The 19,238-nt window shown below is 54.0% G+C and carries 18 protein-coding genes; 2 read left to right on the top strand and 16 right to left on the bottom strand.

The annotated features are described in order from the left end of the window. Positions 1-46: 46 nt before the first annotated feature. From glmU to asnC, 14 genes are all read right to left on the bottom strand, one after another. Positions 47-1,417: a bifunctional UDP-N-acetylglucosamine diphosphorylase/glucosamine-1-phosphate N-acetyltransferase GlmU gene (glmU, locus tag ELK40_RS22560; RefSeq protein ID WP_115876777.1), complete on the bottom strand. Its 1,371-nt coding sequence runs from the start codon at positions 1,415-1,417 to the stop codon at positions 47-49. A gap of 138 nt (positions 1,418-1,555) precedes the next feature. Further along, a complete protein-coding gene (locus ELK40_RS22555; RefSeq protein WP_003862360.1) occupies positions 1,556-1,975 on the bottom strand; it encodes a F0F1 ATP synthase subunit epsilon in 420 nt (139 codons plus the stop codon). Between the two features lie 20 nt (positions 1,976-1,995). Continuing rightward, positions 1,996-3,378, bottom strand: a complete 1,383-nt coding sequence (gene atpD / locus ELK40_RS22550; RefSeq protein WP_003862362.1) for a F0F1 ATP synthase subunit beta — start codon at positions 3,376-3,378, stop codon at positions 1,996-1,998. Between the two features lie 31 nt (positions 3,379-3,409). Further along, on the bottom strand, positions 3,410-4,273 hold the full coding sequence (atpG, locus tag ELK40_RS22545) for a F0F1 ATP synthase subunit gamma (protein WP_024907886.1): 864 nt from the start codon (positions 4,271-4,273) through the stop codon (positions 3,410-3,412). Between the two features lie 51 nt (positions 4,274-4,324). Continuing rightward, complete coding sequence (atpA, locus tag ELK40_RS22540) at positions 4,325-5,866, bottom strand: F0F1 ATP synthase subunit alpha (protein WP_006808751.1); 1,542 nt, start codon at positions 5,864-5,866, stop codon at positions 4,325-4,327. Positions 5,867-5,878: 12 nt separating this feature from the next. Beyond that, a complete protein-coding gene (atpH, locus tag ELK40_RS22535) occupies positions 5,879-6,412 on the bottom strand; it encodes a F0F1 ATP synthase subunit delta (protein WP_023309790.1) in 534 nt (177 codons plus the stop codon). 14 nt (positions 6,413-6,426) lie between these two features. Then, entirely contained in the window at positions 6,427-6,897 is a 471-nt protein-coding gene (atpF, locus tag ELK40_RS22530; protein ID WP_014072436.1) for a F0F1 ATP synthase subunit B, read from the bottom strand. A 48-nt stretch (positions 6,898-6,945) separates the two neighbouring features. Further along, the gene (atpE, locus tag ELK40_RS22525) at positions 6,946-7,185 is read right to left on the bottom strand and encodes a F0F1 ATP synthase subunit C (RefSeq protein ID WP_000429386.1); all 240 of its coding nucleotides are present in this window, start codon (positions 7,183-7,185) and stop codon (positions 6,946-6,948) included. Between the two features lie 49 nt (positions 7,186-7,234). Further along, entirely contained in the window at positions 7,235-8,050 is an 816-nt protein-coding gene (atpB, locus tag ELK40_RS22520) for a F0F1 ATP synthase subunit A (protein ID WP_008500193.1), read from the bottom strand. Positions 8,051-8,058: 8 nt separating this feature from the next. Beyond that, the gene (gene atpI, locus ELK40_RS22515; RefSeq protein WP_008500194.1) at positions 8,059-8,439 is read right to left on the bottom strand and encodes a F0F1 ATP synthase subunit I; all 381 of its coding nucleotides are present in this window, start codon (positions 8,437-8,439) and stop codon (positions 8,059-8,061) included. Between the two features lie 616 nt (positions 8,440-9,055). Further along, positions 9,056-9,679, bottom strand: a complete 624-nt coding sequence (rsmG, locus tag ELK40_RS22510; RefSeq protein WP_115876778.1) for a 16S rRNA (guanine(527)-N(7))-methyltransferase RsmG — start codon at positions 9,677-9,679, stop codon at positions 9,056-9,058. A gap of 107 nt (positions 9,680-9,786) precedes the next feature. Then, the gene (gene mnmG / locus ELK40_RS22505; protein WP_127732687.1) at positions 9,787-11,676 is read right to left on the bottom strand and encodes a tRNA uridine-5-carboxymethylaminomethyl(34) synthesis enzyme MnmG; all 1,890 of its coding nucleotides are present in this window, start codon (positions 11,674-11,676) and stop codon (positions 9,787-9,789) included. A gap of 374 nt (positions 11,677-12,050) precedes the next feature. Beyond that, positions 12,051-12,500 carry an FMN-binding protein MioC gene (gene mioC, locus ELK40_RS22495; RefSeq protein WP_127732685.1) on the bottom strand — a complete coding sequence of 150 codons (450 nt, stop codon included), beginning with the start codon at positions 12,498-12,500 and terminating at the stop codon, positions 12,051-12,053. A 90-nt stretch (positions 12,501-12,590) separates the two neighbouring features. Further along, complete coding sequence (asnC, locus tag ELK40_RS22490; protein ID WP_008500198.1) at positions 12,591-13,049, bottom strand: transcriptional regulator AsnC; 459 nt, start codon at positions 13,047-13,049, stop codon at positions 12,591-12,593. Positions 13,050-13,200: 151 nt separating this feature from the next. Between asnC and asnA the strand changes: the two genes are divergently transcribed. Further along, positions 13,201-14,193: an aspartate--ammonia ligase gene (gene asnA / locus ELK40_RS22485; protein WP_115876780.1), complete on the top strand. Its 993-nt coding sequence runs from the start codon at positions 13,201-13,203 to the stop codon at positions 14,191-14,193. Here the strand turns inward: asnA and viaA are convergent, their stop codons facing one another. Together viaA and ravA are read right to left on the bottom strand one after the other, a co-directional pair. Continuing rightward, entirely contained in the window at positions 14,194-15,645 is a 1,452-nt protein-coding gene (viaA, locus tag ELK40_RS22480; RefSeq protein ID WP_127732683.1) for an ATPase RavA stimulator ViaA, read from the bottom strand. After that, the gene (gene ravA, locus ELK40_RS22475) at positions 15,639-17,135 is read right to left on the bottom strand and encodes an ATPase RavA (protein WP_127732681.1); all 1,497 of its coding nucleotides are present in this window, start codon (positions 17,133-17,135) and stop codon (positions 15,639-15,641) included. Before ravA ends, viaA begins: the two co-directional genes overlap by 7 nt. 222 nt (positions 17,136-17,357) lie before the next feature. On the opposite strand from ravA, the gene kup reads away from it, so the two are divergent. Next, positions 17,358-19,226 (top strand): low affinity potassium transporter Kup, encoded by a 1,869-nt coding sequence (gene kup / locus ELK40_RS22470; protein WP_008500202.1) that lies wholly within the window; start codon positions 17,358-17,360, stop codon positions 19,224-19,226. Positions 19,227-19,238 lie beyond the last annotated feature (12 nt).

Genomic DNA, 19,238 nt, shown 5'->3' with positions numbered 1-19,238 from the left:
CGCACCGAACGATCCCTTCTCTCCTTTGGGGAGAGGGGTAAATCCGTTACTTTTTCTTCACCGGACGTTTCCAGCCCTGTTTGCTGACCTGCGGAACGCGGCTTAACACCAGCTCGTTCTCGGCCACATCGCGCGTTACGGTTGTTCCGGCTGCAATGGTCACCCCGTTACCCACGGTAACAGGCGCCACCAGCTGCGTATCGGAGCCCACGAACACATCATCACCAATGATGGTTTTAAACTTATTCGCGCCGTCATAGTTACAGGTTATGGTCCCTGCACCAATATTCACGTTATTGCCAATTTCCGCGTCGCCCAGATAGGTCAGATGACCGGCTTTCGAGCCTTTACCCAGACGCGCTTTTTTCATTTCCACGAAGTTACCCACGTGAGCGCCTTCCAGCAGCTCTGCGCCCGGGCGCAGACGCGCAAACGGGCCGATGGTACAGGCCACGTCCAGACGGGCATCTTCCACCACGCTGTACGGGCTGATTTCGCAGTCGTCACCAATAATGCTGTTTTTAATCACGCAGCCGGCACCGATTTTGACGCGGTTGCCCAGCGTCACGTTACCCTCGAGGATAACGTTAGTATCAATTTCAACGTCACGACCGTGAGATAACGAACCACGCAGATCGAAACGCGCCGGATCGCGCAGCATCACACCTGCCAGAAGCAGTTTTTCAGCCTGCTCGGACTGATAAACACGCTCCAGACGGGAAAGCTGAAGGCGGTTATTCACCCCTTCGGTTTCGCTAATACGCGCCGGATGAACCGCCGCAATCTCACGTCCTTCCTGATACGCCATAGCAATGATGTCGGTGATGTAGAATTCACCCTGCGCGTTGTTGTTGTCGAGTCTGGACAGCCAGCGCTTCATATCCGCGCCATTGGCAATCAGGATACCGGTGTTGATCTCCTGAATCTGGCGCTGTTCATCGCTGGCATCTTTGTGCTCAACAATACCCGTGACGTTACCGTTTTCACGGGTGATACGGCCATAACCGGTTGGATCGTCCAGCACGACGGTTAATAAACCGATGCCGCCCTGCGGTTTGGCTTCACGCAGGCGAGTCAGGGTTTCAACGGAGATCAGCGGGACATCGCCGTAGAGCATCAAAATGTCTTCGTCATCCGCAAAGAACGGTGCTGCCTGCTGCATCGCATGACCTGTGCCCAGCTGTTCAGCCTGAAGCACCCAGTTGAGCTTGTCGTCGCTCAGCGTCTTTTTAAGAAGATCGCCGCCGTGGCCGTAGACCAGGTGGACCTGATTGGCACCCAGTTCATTTGCTGCATCAATGACATGCTGCACCATTGGCTTTCCAGCAAGCGTGTGAAGCACTTTAGGCAGATCGGAATACATGCGGGTCCCTTTGCCAGCGGCAAGGATCACCACGCTCATCGCACTGTTTGACATACGCATCCTGACGGTAGTTTGAGTGTGAAGTAAAAACGTTTGATGCTTAAAATTCTACATCTTTTTCATCATGAATTAAGGCCGAAAAAAAAAGCCAGCCTGGTATCCAGACTGGCTTTTGTGCTTTTCAAGCCGGTGTTACATCGCTTTTTTGGTCAACTCGATAACGCGCAGTTTCGCGATCGCTTTGGCCAGCTCCGCAGACGCCTGAGCGTAATCCACGTCACCATGAGAGCTGTTAATGTGCTCTTCAGCCTTACGCTTCGACTCCAGGGCTCGCGCTTCGTCGAGATCCTGGCCACGAATAGCGGTATCGGCCAGAACGGTCACACTGCCAGGCTGCACTTCAAGAATGCCGCCGGACAGATAGATAAACTCTTCGTGACCGAACTGTTTAACGATGCGGATCATACCAGGCTTAATGGCGGTGAGCAGCGGTGCGTGACCCGGGAAAATACCCAGTTCACCTTCACTACCCGTTACCTGGATTTTCTCGACCAGACCAGAGAACATTTGTTGCTCTGCGCTGACGACGTCCAGGTGGTAAGTCATTGCCATATCACCCTCCGATTAAGGCGTTAAAGTTTTTTGGCTTTTTCCACAGCTTCTTCGATGGAACCAACCATGTAGAACGCCTGCTCTGGCAGGTGATCGTATTCGCCTTCCATGATGCCTTTAAAGCCACGGATGGTGTCTTTCAGGGAAACGTATTTACCTGGAGAACCGGTGAATACTTCCGCAACGAAGAACGGCTGGGACAGGAAGCGCTGGATCTTACGCGCACGTGCTACCACCAGTTTGTCTTCTTCAGACAGTTCATCCATACCCAGGATGGCGATGATGTCTTTCAGTTCCTGGTAACGCTGCAGCAGAGACTGTACGCCACGCGCGGTGTCGTAGTGCTCCTGACCAACAACCAGTGGATCCAGCTGACGGCTGGTGGAGTCCAGCGGGTCAACGGCCGGGTAGATACCCAGAGACGCGATCTGACGGCTCAGTACCACGGTTGCATCTAAGTGCGCAAAGGTGGTTGCTGGAGATGGGTCAGTCAAGTCATCCGCAGGTACGTATACCGCCTGAACGGAAGTGATAGAACCGGTTTTGGTAGAGGTGATACGTTCCTGAAGAACACCCATCTCTTCCGCCAGCGTAGGCTGGTAACCTACCGCTGAAGGCATACGACCCAGCAGTGCAGATACTTCCGTACCGGCCAGGGTGTAACGATAGATGTTATCAACGAACAGCAGAACGTCACGGCCTTCGTCACGGAACTTCTCAGCCATCGTCAGGCCGGTCAGCGCAACGCGCAGACGGTTTCCAGGTGGCTCGTTCATCTGGCCGTAAACCAGGGATACTTTGTCCAGAACGTTGGAGTCGGTCATTTCGTGGTAGAAGTCGTTACCCTCACGAGTACGTTCACCTACACCCGCAAATACGGAGTAACCGGAGTGCTCGATCGCGATGTTACGGATCAGCTCCATCATGTTTACGGTTTTACCTACACCCGCACCACCGAACAGACCAACTTTACCGCCCTTCGCAAATGGACACATCAGGTCGATAACTTTGATACCGGTTTCCAGCAGTTCCTGAGAGCTGGACAGCTCTTCGTAGGAAGGTGCCGCGCGGTGGATAGCCCAACGCTCTTCTTCACCGATGTCGCCTTTCATGTCGATTGGCTGACCCAATACGTTCATGATACGACCCAGTGTTGCTTTACCTACCGGGACTTCGATCGGGTGCTCAAGGTCTTTTACTTCCAGACCACGACGCAGACCGTCGGAAGAACCCATCGCGATGGTACGCACGATACCGCCGCCGAGCTGCTGCTGAACTTCCAGCACCAGGCTCTCGTTACCATTCTGTACCTCAAGCGCGTCGTACACGCGTGGTACGGCGTCCTGAGGGAACTCGACGTCCACCACGGCGCCGATTACCTGGACAATCTTTCCAGTAGCCATCTTGAATCCTCTACGTAATTCGTAAACCTGGTTAAACCGCGGCGGCCCCCGAGACGATCTCGGTGAGTTCCTGAGTAATGCTGGCCTGACGAGCTTTGTTGTAAACCAACTGCAGCTCTTTAATCAGGCTGCCGCCATTATCGGTCGCGGCTTTCATCGCCACCATTCGTGCGGCCTGCTCGCTGGCCAGGTTTTCTACAACGCCCTGATAAACCTGAGATTCAACGTAACGACGCAGCAGGGTATCCAGCAGCGGTTTCGGATCGGGTTCATACAGGTAATCCCAGGTTTTTTGCTTCAGCTCGCCATCTTCTGATGCCGGTAACGGCAGCATCTGAGTGAGCGTTGGAACCTGAGACATGGTGTTAATGAATTTGTTGCTGACAACGTACAGTCTGTCCAGACGGCCTTCATCATAAGCCTGCAACATCACTTTAACCGGGCCGATCAGTTCGGACAGGGACGGGTTATCACCCATACCGGTCACCTGAGCGACAATGTTGCCACCAACGGAGTTAAAGAAAGAGACGCCTTTAGAGCCGATCATTGCGATATCGCACTGAACGCCTTTTTCAGACCATGCTTTCATATCCGCCAGCAGTTTTTTGAACAGGTTAATGTTCAAGCCGCCACACAGACCACGGTCGGTCGACACCACCAGGTAGCCCACGCGCTTAACGTCGCGTTCTTCCAGGTAAGGGTGCTTATATTCCAGATTACCGTTTGCAAGGTGACCAATCACTTTGCGCATGGTTTCTGCATAAGGACGGCTGGCCGCCATGCGATCCTGCGATTTACGCATTTTGGAAGCGGCGACCATCTCCATCGCTTTAGTGATCTTTTGCGTGTTCTGGACGCTTGCGATCTTACTACGTATCTCTTTTGCGCCGGCCATGAGCTTCTCCTCAATGCCAGGCGGCTTGTCCTGAGACAAGCCGCCGGACGATTACCAGGATTGGGTTGCTTTGAAGGAATCGAGGATAGCTTTCAGCTTGCCTTCGATTTCGTCGTTATAGCCACCGGTCTGGTTGATCTCTTGCATCAGCGGAGCGTGATCACGGTCGACGTAAGCCAGCAGAGCGGCTTCGAAGCTACCGATTTTCGCCAGTTCCACATCTTCGAGGTAACCGCGTTCAGCCGCGAACAGTACCAGGCCCTGCTGAGCAACAGACATTGGTGCGTACTGTTTTTGCTTCAGCAGCTCGGTCACTTTCTGACCGTGGCTCAGCTGTTTACGGGTTGCTTCGTCCAGATCGGATGCGAACTGAGAGAACGCAGCCAGTTCACGATACTGTGCCAGCGCGGTACGGATACCACCGGACAGTTTCTTGATGATCTTGGTCTGAGCAGCACCACCAACACGGGATACGGAGATACCCGGGTTAACTGCCGGACGAATACCGGAGTTAAACAGGTTGGTTTCCAGGAAGATCTGACCATCGGTAATAGAGATTACGTTGGTCGGAACGAACGCAGAAACGTCACCCGCCTGGGTTTCAATGATCGGCAGAGCGGTCAGAGAGCCCGTTTTACCCTTCACTTCACCTTTGGTGAAGTTCTCGACGTATTCCGCGTTAACGCGGGAAGCACGCTCCAGCAGACGAGAGTGGAGGTAGAATACGTCGCCAGGGAACGCTTCACGTCCAGGTGGACGACGGAGCAGCAGGGAAACCTGACGATAAGCAACAGCCTGTTTAGACAGGTCATCGTATACGATCAGCGCATCTTCACCGCGGTCACGGAAGTATTCGCCCATTGCGCAACCGGCGTAAGGCGCCAGGTATTGCAGTGCAGCAGATTCAGACGCGGTCGCTACCACAACGATGGTGTTAGACAGTGCGCCGTGCTCTTCCAGTTTACGAACCACGTTAGAAATGGTGGACGCTTTCTGGCCGATGGCCACGTACACGCATTTGATGCCGGAGTCACGCTGGTTGATGATGGCGTCGATAGCCATCGCGGTTTTACCGGTCTGACGGTCACCGATGATCAGTTCACGCTGACCACGACCGATTGGGATCATGGCATCAACGGACTTATAACCTGTCTGAACAGGCTGATCTACGGACTGACGGTCGATAACGCCTGGTGCGATAACTTCGATTGGAGAGAAGCCATCGTGCTCAACCGGACCTTTACCGTCGATTGGCGCACCCAGGGTGTTAACAACGCGACCCAGCAGGCCACGGCCAACCGGTACTTCCAGAATACGGCCAGTACACTTAACCTTCATGCCTTCGGCGAGGTCAGCGTATGGACCCATCACAACTGCACCTACGGAGTCGCGCTCCAGGTTCAGTGCGATAGCGTAACGGTTACCCGGCAGGGAAATCATCTCACCCTGCATACAATCGGCCAGGCCGTGGATGCGGATAACACCGTCACTTACAGAAACAATAGTACCTTCGTTGTGAGCTTCACTCACAACACTGAACTGAGCAATGCGCTGCTTGATCAGTTCGCTGATTTCGGTGGAATTCAGTTGCATGCTCCAGTCCCCTTAAGACTGCAAGACGTCTGCAAGGCGTTCAAGACGGCCGCGTACGCTGCCATCAATGACCATATCACCCGAACGGATGATTACGCCTGCCATTACAGACTTATCGATTTTGCAATTCAGCTTAACTTTGCGTGACAGACGTTTTTCCATCGCGGCGGTGATTTTCGCAAGCTGTTCATTACTCAGTTCAGTCGCAGAAGTCACTTCGACTTCAGCGGTTGCTTCACTAAGGGCACGTAAGTGCTCAAACTGCTCGAGAACATCCGGGAGCACACGGAGACGACCATTTTCTGCCATCACCTTAATCAGGTTCTGGCCGTTGGCATCCAGTTGCTCTCCGCACACGGCGATAAACGACGCGGCGAGAGTTTCAGGTGCTAACGCACCGGAAAGCAACTCAGCCATTTGTTCGTTTTTCGTCACCTCAGCGGCAAACGCCAGCATATCCTGCCAGCGATCGACATTTTGGTGTTCGACAGCAAAGTCAAAAGCTGCTTTGGCGTAGGGGCGAGCTACCGTAACAAATTCAGACATCAGCCCCTCCCTCCTTACAGTTCAGCGACAAGTTTGTCCACGATGTCGCTGTTAGCAGCTTCATCCACGGAACGTTCGATGATCTTCTCGGCGCCAGCAACAGCCAGAATCGCAACCTGCTTACGCAGTTCTTCACGAGCACGTTTACGCTCAGCATCAATTTCTGCCTGAGCCTGTGTCACGATCTTAGTACGTTCCTGTTCTGCTTCAGCTTTGGCTTCGTCCAGGATCTGCGAACGGCGTTTGTTAGCCTGTTCGATGATAACCTGAGCTTCCGCTTTCGCTTTTTTCAGCTGGTCTGTCGCGTTGGCCTGTGCAAGGTCCAAATCTTTCTTAGCGCGTTCTGCAGAAGCCAGACCGTCAGCAATTTCTTTCTGACGTTTTTCGATGGCAGCCATTAAAGGCGGCCATACATACTTCATGCAGAACCAGACAAAGAGAATAAACGCGATGGCCTGGCCGAGGATTGTTGCGTTCATGTTCACAGCACAATACCTCTTTAATATCTGTGGCTTAGGGTTTTAAAACTACTACTACGCGACAGCAAACATCACGTACAGACCCAGACCTACAGCGATCATTGGGATAGCATCCACCAGACCCATAACGATAAAGAACTGAGTACGCAGCAGAGGAATCAGATCAGGTTGACGCGCTGCGCCTTCCAGGAATTTGCCCCCGAGGATGCCGATACCGATCGCAGCACCGATAGCCGCCAGACCCATCATCACAGCGGCAGCCATGTACAGCAGATCCATATTCAGGTTTTCCATGACAGTCTCCAGTTTGTTTCAATTAAAACGTAGTAGTGTTGGTAAAAAATCAGTGCTCTTCAGACGCCATCGACAGATAGACGATCGTCAGAACCATGAAGATAAAGGCTTGCAGCGTAATGATCAGGATGTGGAAAATGGCCCACGGCACATTCAGAACCCACTGTGACCACCACGGCAGAAGACCCGCGATCAGAATGAAAATCAGCTCACCCGCATACATGTTGCCGAACAGTCGCAGACCCAGTGAAACAGGTTTGGACAGCAGGCTAACGCCTTCCAGGATCAGGTTGACCGGAATAAACGCCCAGTGGTTGAACGGCTGCAAGGTAAGCTCTTTCACAAAGCCGCTTACGCCTTTCATTTTGATGCTGTAGAAAAGAATCAGGATAAATACGCCCAGTGCCATCGACAGGGTGATGTTCACGTCCGCAGACGGTACAACACGCAGCGCTGGCAGGCCGAAGATGTGCTCACCGATAAACGGCAGCAGATCGATTGGCAGCAGGTCCATCAGGTTCATCAGGAAGACCCAAACGAACACGGTCAGGGCCAGCGGAGCAATCAGCTTGCTCTTGCCATGGTACATGTCTTTGACGCTGCCATGGACGAAGCCGATGATCATTTCGATGAAGGTCTGGAATTTCCCTGGTACACCGCTGGTCGCTCGTTTAGCAACACCGCGGAACATGGCCAGGAACAGAAGACCCAAAACCACCGAGAAGAACATGGAGTCGATGTTGATCGTCCAGAAGGTGGCCGGGGGGTTATGTGGATCCACCAGCGAGAATGTACGCAGGTCCAACTGAAGGTTATTCAGATGGTGACCTATGTAATCCTGCGGCGTCATATTTTCTGAAGCCATGATGCCTTTTACCCTTTGTTATTGATTACAGCTGGAGCCAGAACTTGTACCACCAGCACCAAAACCCACGTTGCTATCAGCGGCATGAAGACCACTTTCAAAACCGCCAGCGCCATCACCAGTAGAGCAAAGGTCAGCAACACCTTACACACTTCGCCGAGAGCGAAGGACCAGGCCACGCGGCCTTTGGCGGGTGTATGCGCCTGATGACGCCAGGCAAAAATCATAAACAACACGTTTGGCAGCACAACTGCCAAACCCCCGCACACGGCGGAGATGCCCCAGAAGGGGTCTTTGAGGCTAAACAGCAGTCCACTTGCTATCACAGCCAGAAACTGAATGAACAGAAGCTTACGAGCAACGTTTCTACTCAAGAGCGACACAGACATCACGTTTTTACTCCTGCTCCCTTCGAGGTATGCCGCGTGTCGTATAAAACGTCCTTTAAGGCTCAGAGTCAAGCATCAAAAAGCGGTCAAATTATACGGTGCGCACCCGTGATTTCAAACATTAAGTAGCGAAAAGGTGAATAAATGTTTAAATATTTTTCCCCACCGCTATTTTTTAACTTTCGAGTAAAGCACCAACCTTCGACCAAAACTGCAAACAGCGCGAAAACGTTGTCGATAAAGCGTGCACGAGATCACAAAACACACATTTGCGATAAGGTTGTATTTATCAAAGGCGCAAATCGCAGAAATTTATCTTTATGAAATTAAACGCAAAATGTCGCAACTATTTTCAAAACAGCCCGGTACACAATAAAAACGTTTTATTGACATTCTTAATAAATAATTAACATTGCGTTCTGGTTACTGCTTTCCACTTTTAGCAGACTTATATTTTCACAGATGACTATCTTCCAGGGGAAGAATAGTCGCCAGGTTAACCAGAAGAAAAACCTTAGTGAAAACGAGGTTAAAAGCTCACCAGTAAATCCCCTGTAGTTGTGCTGTTTTTTAACATGCGAAGAACAGCACAAATTCCACATTTTTTATTAATTTTTTAAAAATTGTTTGGCTTAATTATCACCAGATGACGTTCGCCATCGAGCTGAGGAATGTTCAATTTCTCGATGGATTCAACAGCAAAACCGTCCGGAAGCTGTTCAATCTCATCGCCTGGCAACTGCCCTTTTAGCGCATAAAAGCGGCCATTCTCAGCAGGTAAGTGCTTGCACCAGCTCACCATATCATTGAGCGACGCAAATGCGCGGCTGATAACCCCGTCAAACGGCGGCTCTGCCGGGAACGCCTCTACCCTGCTCTGCACGGGCGTTATATTTTCAAGCTTCAGCTCATGCTGTACCTGACGTAAAAAGCGCACACGCTTGCCAAGACTGTCCAGAAGCGTGAAATGGCTCTCAGGGCGAACAATCGACAGCGGAATGCCCGGCAGACCAGGGCCCGTCCCCACGTCGATAAAACGCTCACCTTTCAGATAAGGGGCAACCACGATGCTGTCGAGAATGTGGCGAACGAGCATCTCGTTGGGGTCGCGAACAGACGTCAGGTTGTACGCTTTATTCCATTTGTTCAGCATATCGACATAGGCCACCAGCTGATTTTTCTGGTGATCGGTGAGCGAAATACCTGCCTGATCCAGCAGACGAGAGAGTTTGTTGAGCACGGTGAATACCTGTTGGAAAACTTAGGTGGCGGGTGGCGCTTGGCTTACCCGCCCTACGGGTTCAGTAGGCCCGGTAAGCGCTGCTCCACCGGGCAATATTCCGGGCCTTACGCGCTACGGCGCAGCATGCCCTGCTTTTTCAGCCACACCAGCAGAATGGAAATCGCTGCAGGCGTGACGCCGGAGATACGTGAGGCCTGGCCGATCGAGACCGGTTTGTGATCGTTCAGCTTGGCGATCACTTCGTTGGAAAGGCCAGTCACCTGGCGGTAGTCCAGCATTTCCGGCAGCAGCGTGTTTTCGTTACGCTGCTGTTTTTCGATCTCATCCTGCTGACGCGCGATGTAACCTTCGTACTTAACCTGGATCTCAACCTGCTCTGCCGCTTCAGCATCTTCCAGGCCCGGCGCGAACGCGGTCAGTTTGACCAGGTTCTCGTAGGTGACTTCAGGACGGCGCAACAAATCTTCACCGCTGGCCTCGCGCGACATCGGCGCGGTTAAGTAAGCGTTTACTTCGGCAGCGGTTTCCGCCTGCGGATTCACCCAGGTGGTTTTCAGGCGCTGACGTTCCTGTTCAATGCGCTCCAGCTTCTCGTTAAAGCGCGCCCAGCGTTCGTCATCGACCAGACCCAGCTCGCGGCCGATTTCGGTCAAACGCAGGTCGGCGTTATCTTCACGCAGCATCAGGCGATATTCCGCGCGAGAGGTAAACATACGGTACGGTTCTTTGGTACCCAGCGTGCAGAGATCGTCAACCAGCACGCCCAGATACGCCTGAGAACGGCCGGGTGCCCAGCCCTCTTTCTCAGCAGAGAAACGCGCGGCGTTCAGACCTGCAAGCAGGCCCTGTGCAGCAGCTTCTTCGTAGCCGGTGGTGCCGTTAATCTGACCCGCAAAGAACAGACCGTGGATGAATTTGCTCTCCAGGGTTGGCTTCAGGTCACGCGGATCGAAGAAATCGTACTCAATAGCGTAGCCAGGGCGAACGATTTTTGCGTTCTCCATGCCCTGCATTGAGCGAACAATTTGCATCTGCACGTCAAACGGCAGGCTGGTGGAGATGCCGTTCGGGTAAATTTCGTTCGAGGTCAGCCCTTCCGGCTCCAGGAAGATCTGGTGCTGGTTGCGATCGGCGAAGCGCATCACTTTGTCCTCGATCGACGGGCAGTAGCGCGGACCGATCCCTTCGATCACGCCGGCGTACATGGGGCTGCGATCGAGGTTATTGCGGATCACGTCGTGGGTTTTCTCGTTGGTATGCGTGATATAGCACGGCACCTGCTGCGGATGCTGTGCCGCATTGCCCATGAACGAGAAGACCGGCATTGGGTTATCACCGTGCTGTTGCGCCAGCACGCTGAAATCAATGGTGCGCGCATCAATACGCGGCGGCGTACCGGTTTTCAGGCGGCTAACGCGCAGCGGCAGTTCGCGCAGACGGCGAGACAGTGGAATAGACGGCGGATCGCCAGCACGGCCGCCGCTGTAGTTATCCAGACCGATATGAATTTTACCGTCAAGGAATGTACCCACGGTCAGCACCACGGCTTTGGCGCGGAATTTGAGGCCCATCTGGGTCACGGCACCCACGACGCGATCGTTCTCAACGATTAGATCTTCAACCGCCTGCTGGAAGATCATCAGGTTCGGCTGATTCTCCAGGGCGGTACGCACCGCCTGACGGTAAAGCACGCGGTCTGCCTGGGCACGGGTCGCACGCACAGCGGGACCTTTACTCGCGTTTAGTATCCTAAACTGGATGCCGGCCCGATCGATCGCTTTCGCCATCAGGCCGCCAAGTGCATCCACTTCTTTTACCAGGTGTCCTTTCCCAATGCCGCCAATCGCCGGATTACAGGACATTTGTCCCAGCGTGTCGATATTGTGTGTCAAAAGCAGGGTCTGCTGACCCATTCGAGCTGCGGCCATTGCGGCCTCAGTGCCTGCGTGACCCCCGCCAATGATGATGACGTCAAAAGGATCCTGATAAAACATGGTGGTCTGCCTCGCGTAAAGCGGTATGAAAATGGATTGAAGCCCGGGCCGTGGATTCTACTCAACTTTAGTCTTTCGAGAAAGCATTGGGATCCTGGGCTATTAAAAAGAAGATCTTTTTATTTAGAGATCTGTTCTATTGTGATCTCTTATTAGGATCGCGAACCTGTGTGGATAAGTCCGATCTCATAAAGAAGATCATGCAGTTAGAAAGGATCGTTTGCTGTGAATGATCGGTGATCCTGGACCGTATAAGCTGGGATCAGATCGCGACTTTATACACAGGCCAAAAACTGCGCTACGGTTGTTATTTGGATAACTACGGGTTAATACGAGCTTTTAACCAGAGTTATCCACATCTGTTCGCGCGATCTTTAATCGTTTTTGAGTAAATTTTTCCATTCCGCGAGCCAGATCTCGGCTGGATCCTCGGGAATGTCATGATCGAGGATGTTGATCTTGAGCGTTTTACCCAGCTGTTTTGCTCCGCAGGAGGTCACAGCGGCTTCGACTTTCTCTATTGCCCCGCAAAAGGTGTCATATTCACGACTGCCGATCCCCACTGCGCCAAAACGGACGTTTGACAGGTCGGGCTGCTGTTCCAGCAGTTCGTCATATAAAGGTTGCAGATTATCCGGCAGATCCCCCGCGCCGTGCGTGGAGGTGATCAGCAGCCAGACCCCGTCAGTCGGGAGATCTTCAAGCAACGGGCCGTGCAGGGTTTCCGTGGAAAAGCCCGCCTCTTCCAGCTTTTCAGCCAGATGTTCCGCTACGTATTCCGCACCACCAAGGGTGCTGCCGCTGATAAGGGTAATGTCCGCCATTGATCGCTCGCTCAGATAAAGAGAGGGCCATTGTACGCTGTGAACGAGCTGGGATCTACCTGTGGAAAATGTGGGAATGAATTTGCCCGATCACGGGCGGATGGTACGCATGATCGGGTTTTGCAGGGAGATCAGGGTCTCGGTGGACTGAATTTCATCGATTGTTTGGATCTTGTTGATAAGTACCTGCTGGAGCGCGTCGATGGATCGGCACATAACTTTAATAAAGATGCTGTAGTGCCCGGTGGTGTAGTACGCCTCGGTGACTTCATCCAGCGCGTTCAGTTTCGCCAGGGCGGAAGGGTAGTCTTTGGCGCTTTTAAGAATGATGCCGATGAAGCAGCAGACGTCGTAACCCAGCTGCTTTGGGCTGACGTCAATGCGAGCACCGGTAATGATCCCTGCCTGCTTCATCTTCTCTACGCGAACGTGAATGGTTCCCGGGCTGACGCCAAACTGTTTCGCCAGTTCGGCGTAGGCGGTACGGGCATTGGCCATTAACGCCTCCAGAATGCCGCGGTCAAGATTGTCGATCTGATAATTTTCCATAGCTTTTTCTTATGAAGATTAATGAATCACTTTATTCTAGCGCTATATTTTATCGAATCAAAAGTGAAGGCGGCTTTTTGTTGATGGGTTATTGAATAAGGTGCCATTTCTGTTGCTTAATCAATATCAACAGGACGCAGGAGTATAAATAATGAAAACCGCTTACATCGCAAAACAACGCCAGATCAGTTTCGTAAAATCCCATTTTTCCCGCCAGCTGGAAGAGAAGCTCGGGCTGATTGAAGTCCAGGCACCGATCCTCAGCCGCGTGGGTGACGGGACGCAGGATAACCTCTCTGGATGCGAAAAAGCGGTACAGGTGAAAGTGAAAACACTGCCAGACGCCCAGTTCGAAGTGGTTCATTCACTGGCGAAGTGGAAGCGTCAGACCCTGGGACAACACGACTTCAGCGCGGGCGAAGGGCTCTACACGCACATGAAAGCCCTTCGCCCTGATGAAGATCGCCTTTCACCGATTCATTCTGTTTACGTTGACCAGTGGGACTGGGAGCGCGTAATGGGTGATGGTGAACGTCATATCGGCACGCTGAAATCCACCGTTGAGGCGATCTACGCCGGGATCAAAGCAACCGAAGCGGCAGTGAGCAAAGAGTTTGGTCTGGCAACGTTCCTGCCGGATACGATCCACTTTGTCCACAGCCAGGAACTGCTGACCCGTTTCCCGGATCTGGATGCCAAAGGCCGCGAGCGTGCGATCGCCAAAGAATTAGGTGCTGTGTTCCTGATCGGTATCGGCGGCAAATTGTCTGATGGCAAACGCCACGACGTTCGTGCGCCTGATTATGATGACTGGAGTACTGCGGGTGAGGGCGAATTTGCCGGGCTGAACGGCGATATTCTTGTCTGGAACCCGATACTGGAAGACGCATTCGAGCTCTCTTCTATGGGGATCCGCGTGGATGCTGACGCGCTGAAGCGCCAGCTGGCGGTCACCGGTGATGTAGACCGTCTCAAACTCGAGTGGCACCAGGCGCTGCTGCGCGGCGAAATGCCGCAGACGATTGGCGGCGGTATCGGCCAGTCCCGTCTGACCATGCTGCTGCTGCAATTACCTCATATCGGTCAGGTTCAGTGTGGTGTCTGGCCGCAGCAGGTACGTGAAAGCGTTGGCTCTCTTCTGTAATTAACGCTGCCAGCGTCTGAGCAGGCGGCTACGCAGCCCGGTATCAAAGCGCCAGATATGATCGAAGATGCGCATGATGCCGGGTTTTCCATGGGCGGACATCGCCACCGCATGAAAACGGTGTTGATGCACCCGCTGTAATTCCTTCACCTTATTGACCACATCATCCGGCAGCCGCTGGGCAATAAAATCGGAAATCACCACTGCGTCAGCGTCGTACCAGTCGCCGTCCTGCATACGCTCCACAATGCTGCGAAAACAGCTTGCCAGATCGGTTCCACCGCGAAAACGCTGGCTCAGGAAGCGGATTGCCTGCTCGATCCCCTGCTGGTTCGTCAGCTCATAGCCCACGACTTCGCTGGAGAACAGCATGATGAAGCAGCGACGGCGATCGGCGAGCGCCACGCGCATCAGTGCCAGACAGAACGCCTTCGCACACTGCTCGTTAAACCCACCCATCGATCCGGACGTATCCACGCAAACTATGAATGGCCCGCGCGGCTGTTCATCAAAATCCTGATGAACCACAGGACGCTGGCTTACCTTTTCGCGCCAGGCTTCGCCGTGCAGCCGGTAGGTGAGGAGCTGTTTTTCCACCAGCCGACGGTAAAACTCATACTCCAGCTCGGTCATCCCGAGCGTGCTCAGTTCCGTGGGCAGCAGGCGCAGAATATCATCGCTCTGCTGGAGCCCGTCGACCTGCTCTGGAACGGTGGCCGGCTCACGCACCAGGGTGCGGAAGGTTTCCATCGGGGCATCCTTCTTTGGAACCGACTTTGCCTCCCTTGAACGTCCCAGCTGTTCTGCAAGCTTCATCAGCTCGGGCTGCTGCGCCAGAAAATCGCCGTATTTGACGATCAGCTGATAGTCCCCGCGCCGGAGCTGACCGGCGCTCATATCCCAGAGACGCCCTGCGGCGTTTTCATTCTCCACCAGCACCTGCTCAAGCTGGCCGCTTAAGGTCATGCGCTCCTGAACTTCACTGAGCAGCTGTTCGCGCTCTTCGTCCAGCAGCTGCTGGTTTAGCGTCGTGGCCTGCACCACCAGGCTGAGGCGCCAGCGCTGTAAGAAGAGGGTGTGCAGTGCGGGAGTGAACGTGGCGTTATCCGTGACCAGCGCCCGGGCCTGGCTGGCAAACGGAGAGTGGACCTTGTCGAGCAGCGTCAGGGTTTGCGGAAGCTGAACGATAAACTGCGATGTGGAGAGCCGCTGGCACTGCTGATAACAGGCCACCTCTTCCGTTAGCTCAGGCGGAACTTCGGTCTCCCTGAACCGCTGACGCAAATTTTCCCGCCAGCGCGGAAGATCGTCTGTCATCGCCTTTTTGAGCTTCGGAAATTTTTCAAAGAAGGCTGCCAGCTGCGGCGAAGCCAGAAGGGTTATGACCACTTCTTCGATCAACCCTTCCTCGCTGACGGCCAGCATGACGTTAAGCGTATCCAGAGTTAGCATTGACGCGCCTGTTTAATCTGCGCGCTGACGTCCTGCAGGCTGGCTTCGATGCGACCTAACCAGTCGCTATGAATAAAGAGGCACTTTTGCTGCTCGCTAAAGCGGGTGTGCTGCTGGTGCCATTCCGTATCCAGCGCGTCCAGCTGCTGCTTAATCTCTTCCGGTACGCTGTCCGAGGAGGTGCCCGGCAGCGCCAGACGCGATCCCTGCAGGCTGACGTCGCGGATTACCAGATGCTGGCTGCTGTCCACTTCCATATTCAGCGGCTGCGCGAAACCGATGCCGTTGAGCTTTCCACGGATCTCTCCGCCCTTATCCAGCCACTGTGCCAGCGCCTCGCGCTCAATCGTCACATGCACCACCTGCATATCATGCAGCTTAAGCGGTTGCTGGAGCAGCAGGGTCAGCGTCGGGCTGGTGAGTTCGGTGGGTAATTCATAGTGCGGTTTGCGTGCGAACATCCCCCCCAGGCGATTCACTTTCAGCGCGGTTTTATCACTTTGCTGCTGCTGAAGCTGGATGCGCCGCTGGGCAATCGCCCCCAGTTGATTGAGCATCGCCTGCTGCCCCCAGGCGTGTCCGGTCATCAAAACGTCAAGCTGCTGCTGCATCAGATTCATACCTTCCGCGTCGTGCCAGAGGCAATCTTTCAGCAGGATCAGATCGATGGGGGCAACGGCATCGCGGCCGCTAAACAGGGCGCTAGCCTGCAGCAGACGGATCGCTTTTTTCCAGCGGCGATCGGAGACATAGGGCGCCGAGGGAAGGTGATCAAGCTGCTGACGCAGCAGATAGATCAGCTCGAATACCGCGTCCGGCAATTTGATTTTGCCAATATCCTGCTGCCACTGGTGGTACTCCTCATCCGTCACCTGCAGCGAAGCGGGTACCGGATTTTCGCTCTCGTCCTGCTGGCTGACCAGCATGGAGCGGAAGTTGGATTTATCCTGTACTTTGTCCAGCCACAGGCGGATCAGCATACGGTCATACAGCGCTTCCAGGCTGCTGTCGGCTTCAGGCAGTTCGTTTGAGGCGGCCACCAGCAGGCGCATTGGGATTTTTTCTTCACTGGCGCCGTTGCGGAACCGACGTTCGTTTATCGCCGTGAGCAGGGTGTTCAGAATGGCCGGTCCCGCTTTCCAGATCTCATCAAGAAAGACAATTTCAGCCTCCGGAAGATACCCTTCTGTCAGACGCTGATAGCGTCCCTCATCTTTCAGTGCCTGAATGGAAAGCGGGCCAAAAACTTCTTCTGGGGTGGAAAACCGGGTCATGAGATATTCGAAGGCGCGGGCGTTCTGAAAAGCAAATTTTAGCCTGCGGGCAATCAGGCTTTTGGCAATGCCCGGCGGACCCAGCAAAAACACGCTCTCGCCGCTCAACGCCGCCAGTAAACAGAGGCGAATGGCGTGGCTACGCTCGAAAAGGCCTTTCTCCAGCGCGCTGCTGAGGCGGGAAATTCTTTCTGCTAATAAATGTGAGTGAGCCATAATAGTTTTGCATCCTTTCGCCGTCGTGGCGGCCAATTGAAGCGAGTATAGACGTTTCAGTCAGGGCTGGTAATAGACTGAAGTGCGGCGCAATTTTCTTTGCGCTACATTAATGCGGTTGCATTTAGGGGTACGATTTTGCATTGAATCGTGCATACTGTGCGCTTTTTGTGGGCCAAGGGACCAGGAACACATTTGTTATTCAAACGAAAAGACTAGTCTATGAGCACTGATAATAAGCAATCATTACCCGCAATAACGCTTGCGGCGATCGGGGTTGTCTACGGTGATATTGGCACCAGCCCGCTTTATACGCTTCGTGAATGTCTGTCCGGCCAGTTTGGCTTTGGTGTTGAGCGCGATGCCGTATTTGGCTTCCTGTCCCTCATCTTCTGGCTGCTGATCCTGGTGGTTTCTGTTAAATATCTCTCCTTCGTTATGCGCGCTGATAACGCGGGCGAAGGCGGTATCCTGACCCTGATGTCCCTGGCAGGGCGCAACACCTCTGCCAGAATGACCTCCGTGCTGGTGATTATCGGCCTGATTGGCGGCAGCTTCTTCTATGGCGAGGTGGTTATCACGCCCGCGATTTCGGTCCTCTCGGCGATAGAGGGGCTGGAGATCATTGCGCCGCAGCTTGATACGTGGGTGGTCCCGCTGGCCATAATCGTGCTGACGCTGCTGTTTGTGATCCAGAAGCACGGTACCGGGCTGGTGGGCAAACTGTTTGCGCCGATTATGCTGGCCTGGTTCCTGATCCTGGCCGCGCTTGGCTTGCGCAGCATTATTGCTAACCCGGAAGTGCTGCATGCGCTGAACCCCTACTGGGCCGTGCATTTCTTCCTTGAATACAAAGTGGTTTCCTTCGTGGCGCTGGGTGCCGTCGTGCTCTCCATTACCGGCGTTGAAGCGCTATATGCTGACATGGGTCACTTCGGGAAACTGCCTATCCGCGTGGCCTGGTTTATTGTGGTACTGCCGTCGCTGGTGCTGAACTACTTTGGCCAGGGCGCGCTGTTACTTAAAAATCCGGAAGCGATCAAGAACCCGTTCTTCCTGCTGGCGCCTGACTGGGCGCTGGTGCCGATGCTGATCCTGGCGACGCTGGCGACCGTCATTGCCTCTCAGGCGGTGATTTCCGGCGTGTTTTCTCTGACGCGCCAGGCCGTGCGTCTGGGGTATCTCTCGCCGATGCGCATCATCCATACTTCAGAGATGGAGTCGGGCCAGATCTACATCCCGTTCGTTAACTGGCTGCTCTATTTCGCGGTTGTGATTGTTATCGTCAGCTTCGAGCACTCCAGCAACCTGGCGGCGGCGTACGGTATTGCGGTAACCGGTACGATGGTGCTGACATCGCTTCTCTCCACCACGGTGGCGTACCGAAACTGGCACTGGAATAAATTCCTCGTGGCGATGATTCTGGTGGGCTTCCTGTGCATTGACGTGCCGCTGTTCTCCGCAAACCTCGACAAGATTGTCTCCGGCGGCTGGCTGCCGCTGACGCTGGGTCTGGTGATGTTCATCGTCATGACCACCTGGAAAAGCGAGCGTTTCCGTCTGCTGCGCCGCATGCACGAGCACGGGAACTCTCTTGAGGCGATGATCGCTTCTCTGGAGAAATCCCCGCCGGTCCGCGTGCCGGGCACCGCGGTGTACATGTCTCGCGCCCTGAACGTCATTCCCTTCGCGCTGATGCATAACCTCAAGCACAACAAAGTGCTGCACGAGCGCGTGATCCTGCTGACGCTGCGCACTGAAGATGCGCCTTACGTTCACAACGTGCGTCGCGTGCAAATCGAGCAGCTCTCCCCGACATTCTGGCGCGTGGTGGCGAGCTACGGCTGGCGTGAAACGCCAAACGTGGAAGAGGTGTTCCACCGCTGCGGTCTTGAAGGGCTGAGCTGCCGGATGATGGAGACGTCGTTCTTTATGTCTCACGAATCGCTTATCATCGGCAAGCGCCCTTGGTATTTGCGCCTGCGCGGCAAGCTGTACCTGATCCTGCAGCGTAACGCCCTGCGCGCGCCTGACCAGTTTGAGATCCCGCCTAACCGCGTGATAGAGCTGGGTACGCAGGTCGAGATTTAAGTCCTTTCGAAA

Origin of the sequence: Enterobacter sp. N18-03635, assembly GCF_004006055.1 — a bacterium.
Lineage (GTDB): Bacteria > Pseudomonadota > Gammaproteobacteria > Enterobacterales > Enterobacteriaceae > Enterobacter > Enterobacter vonholyi.
The sequence above is the reverse complement of the archived record's forward strand: the minus strand, read 5'-3'. Positions and strand labels throughout refer to the sequence as shown.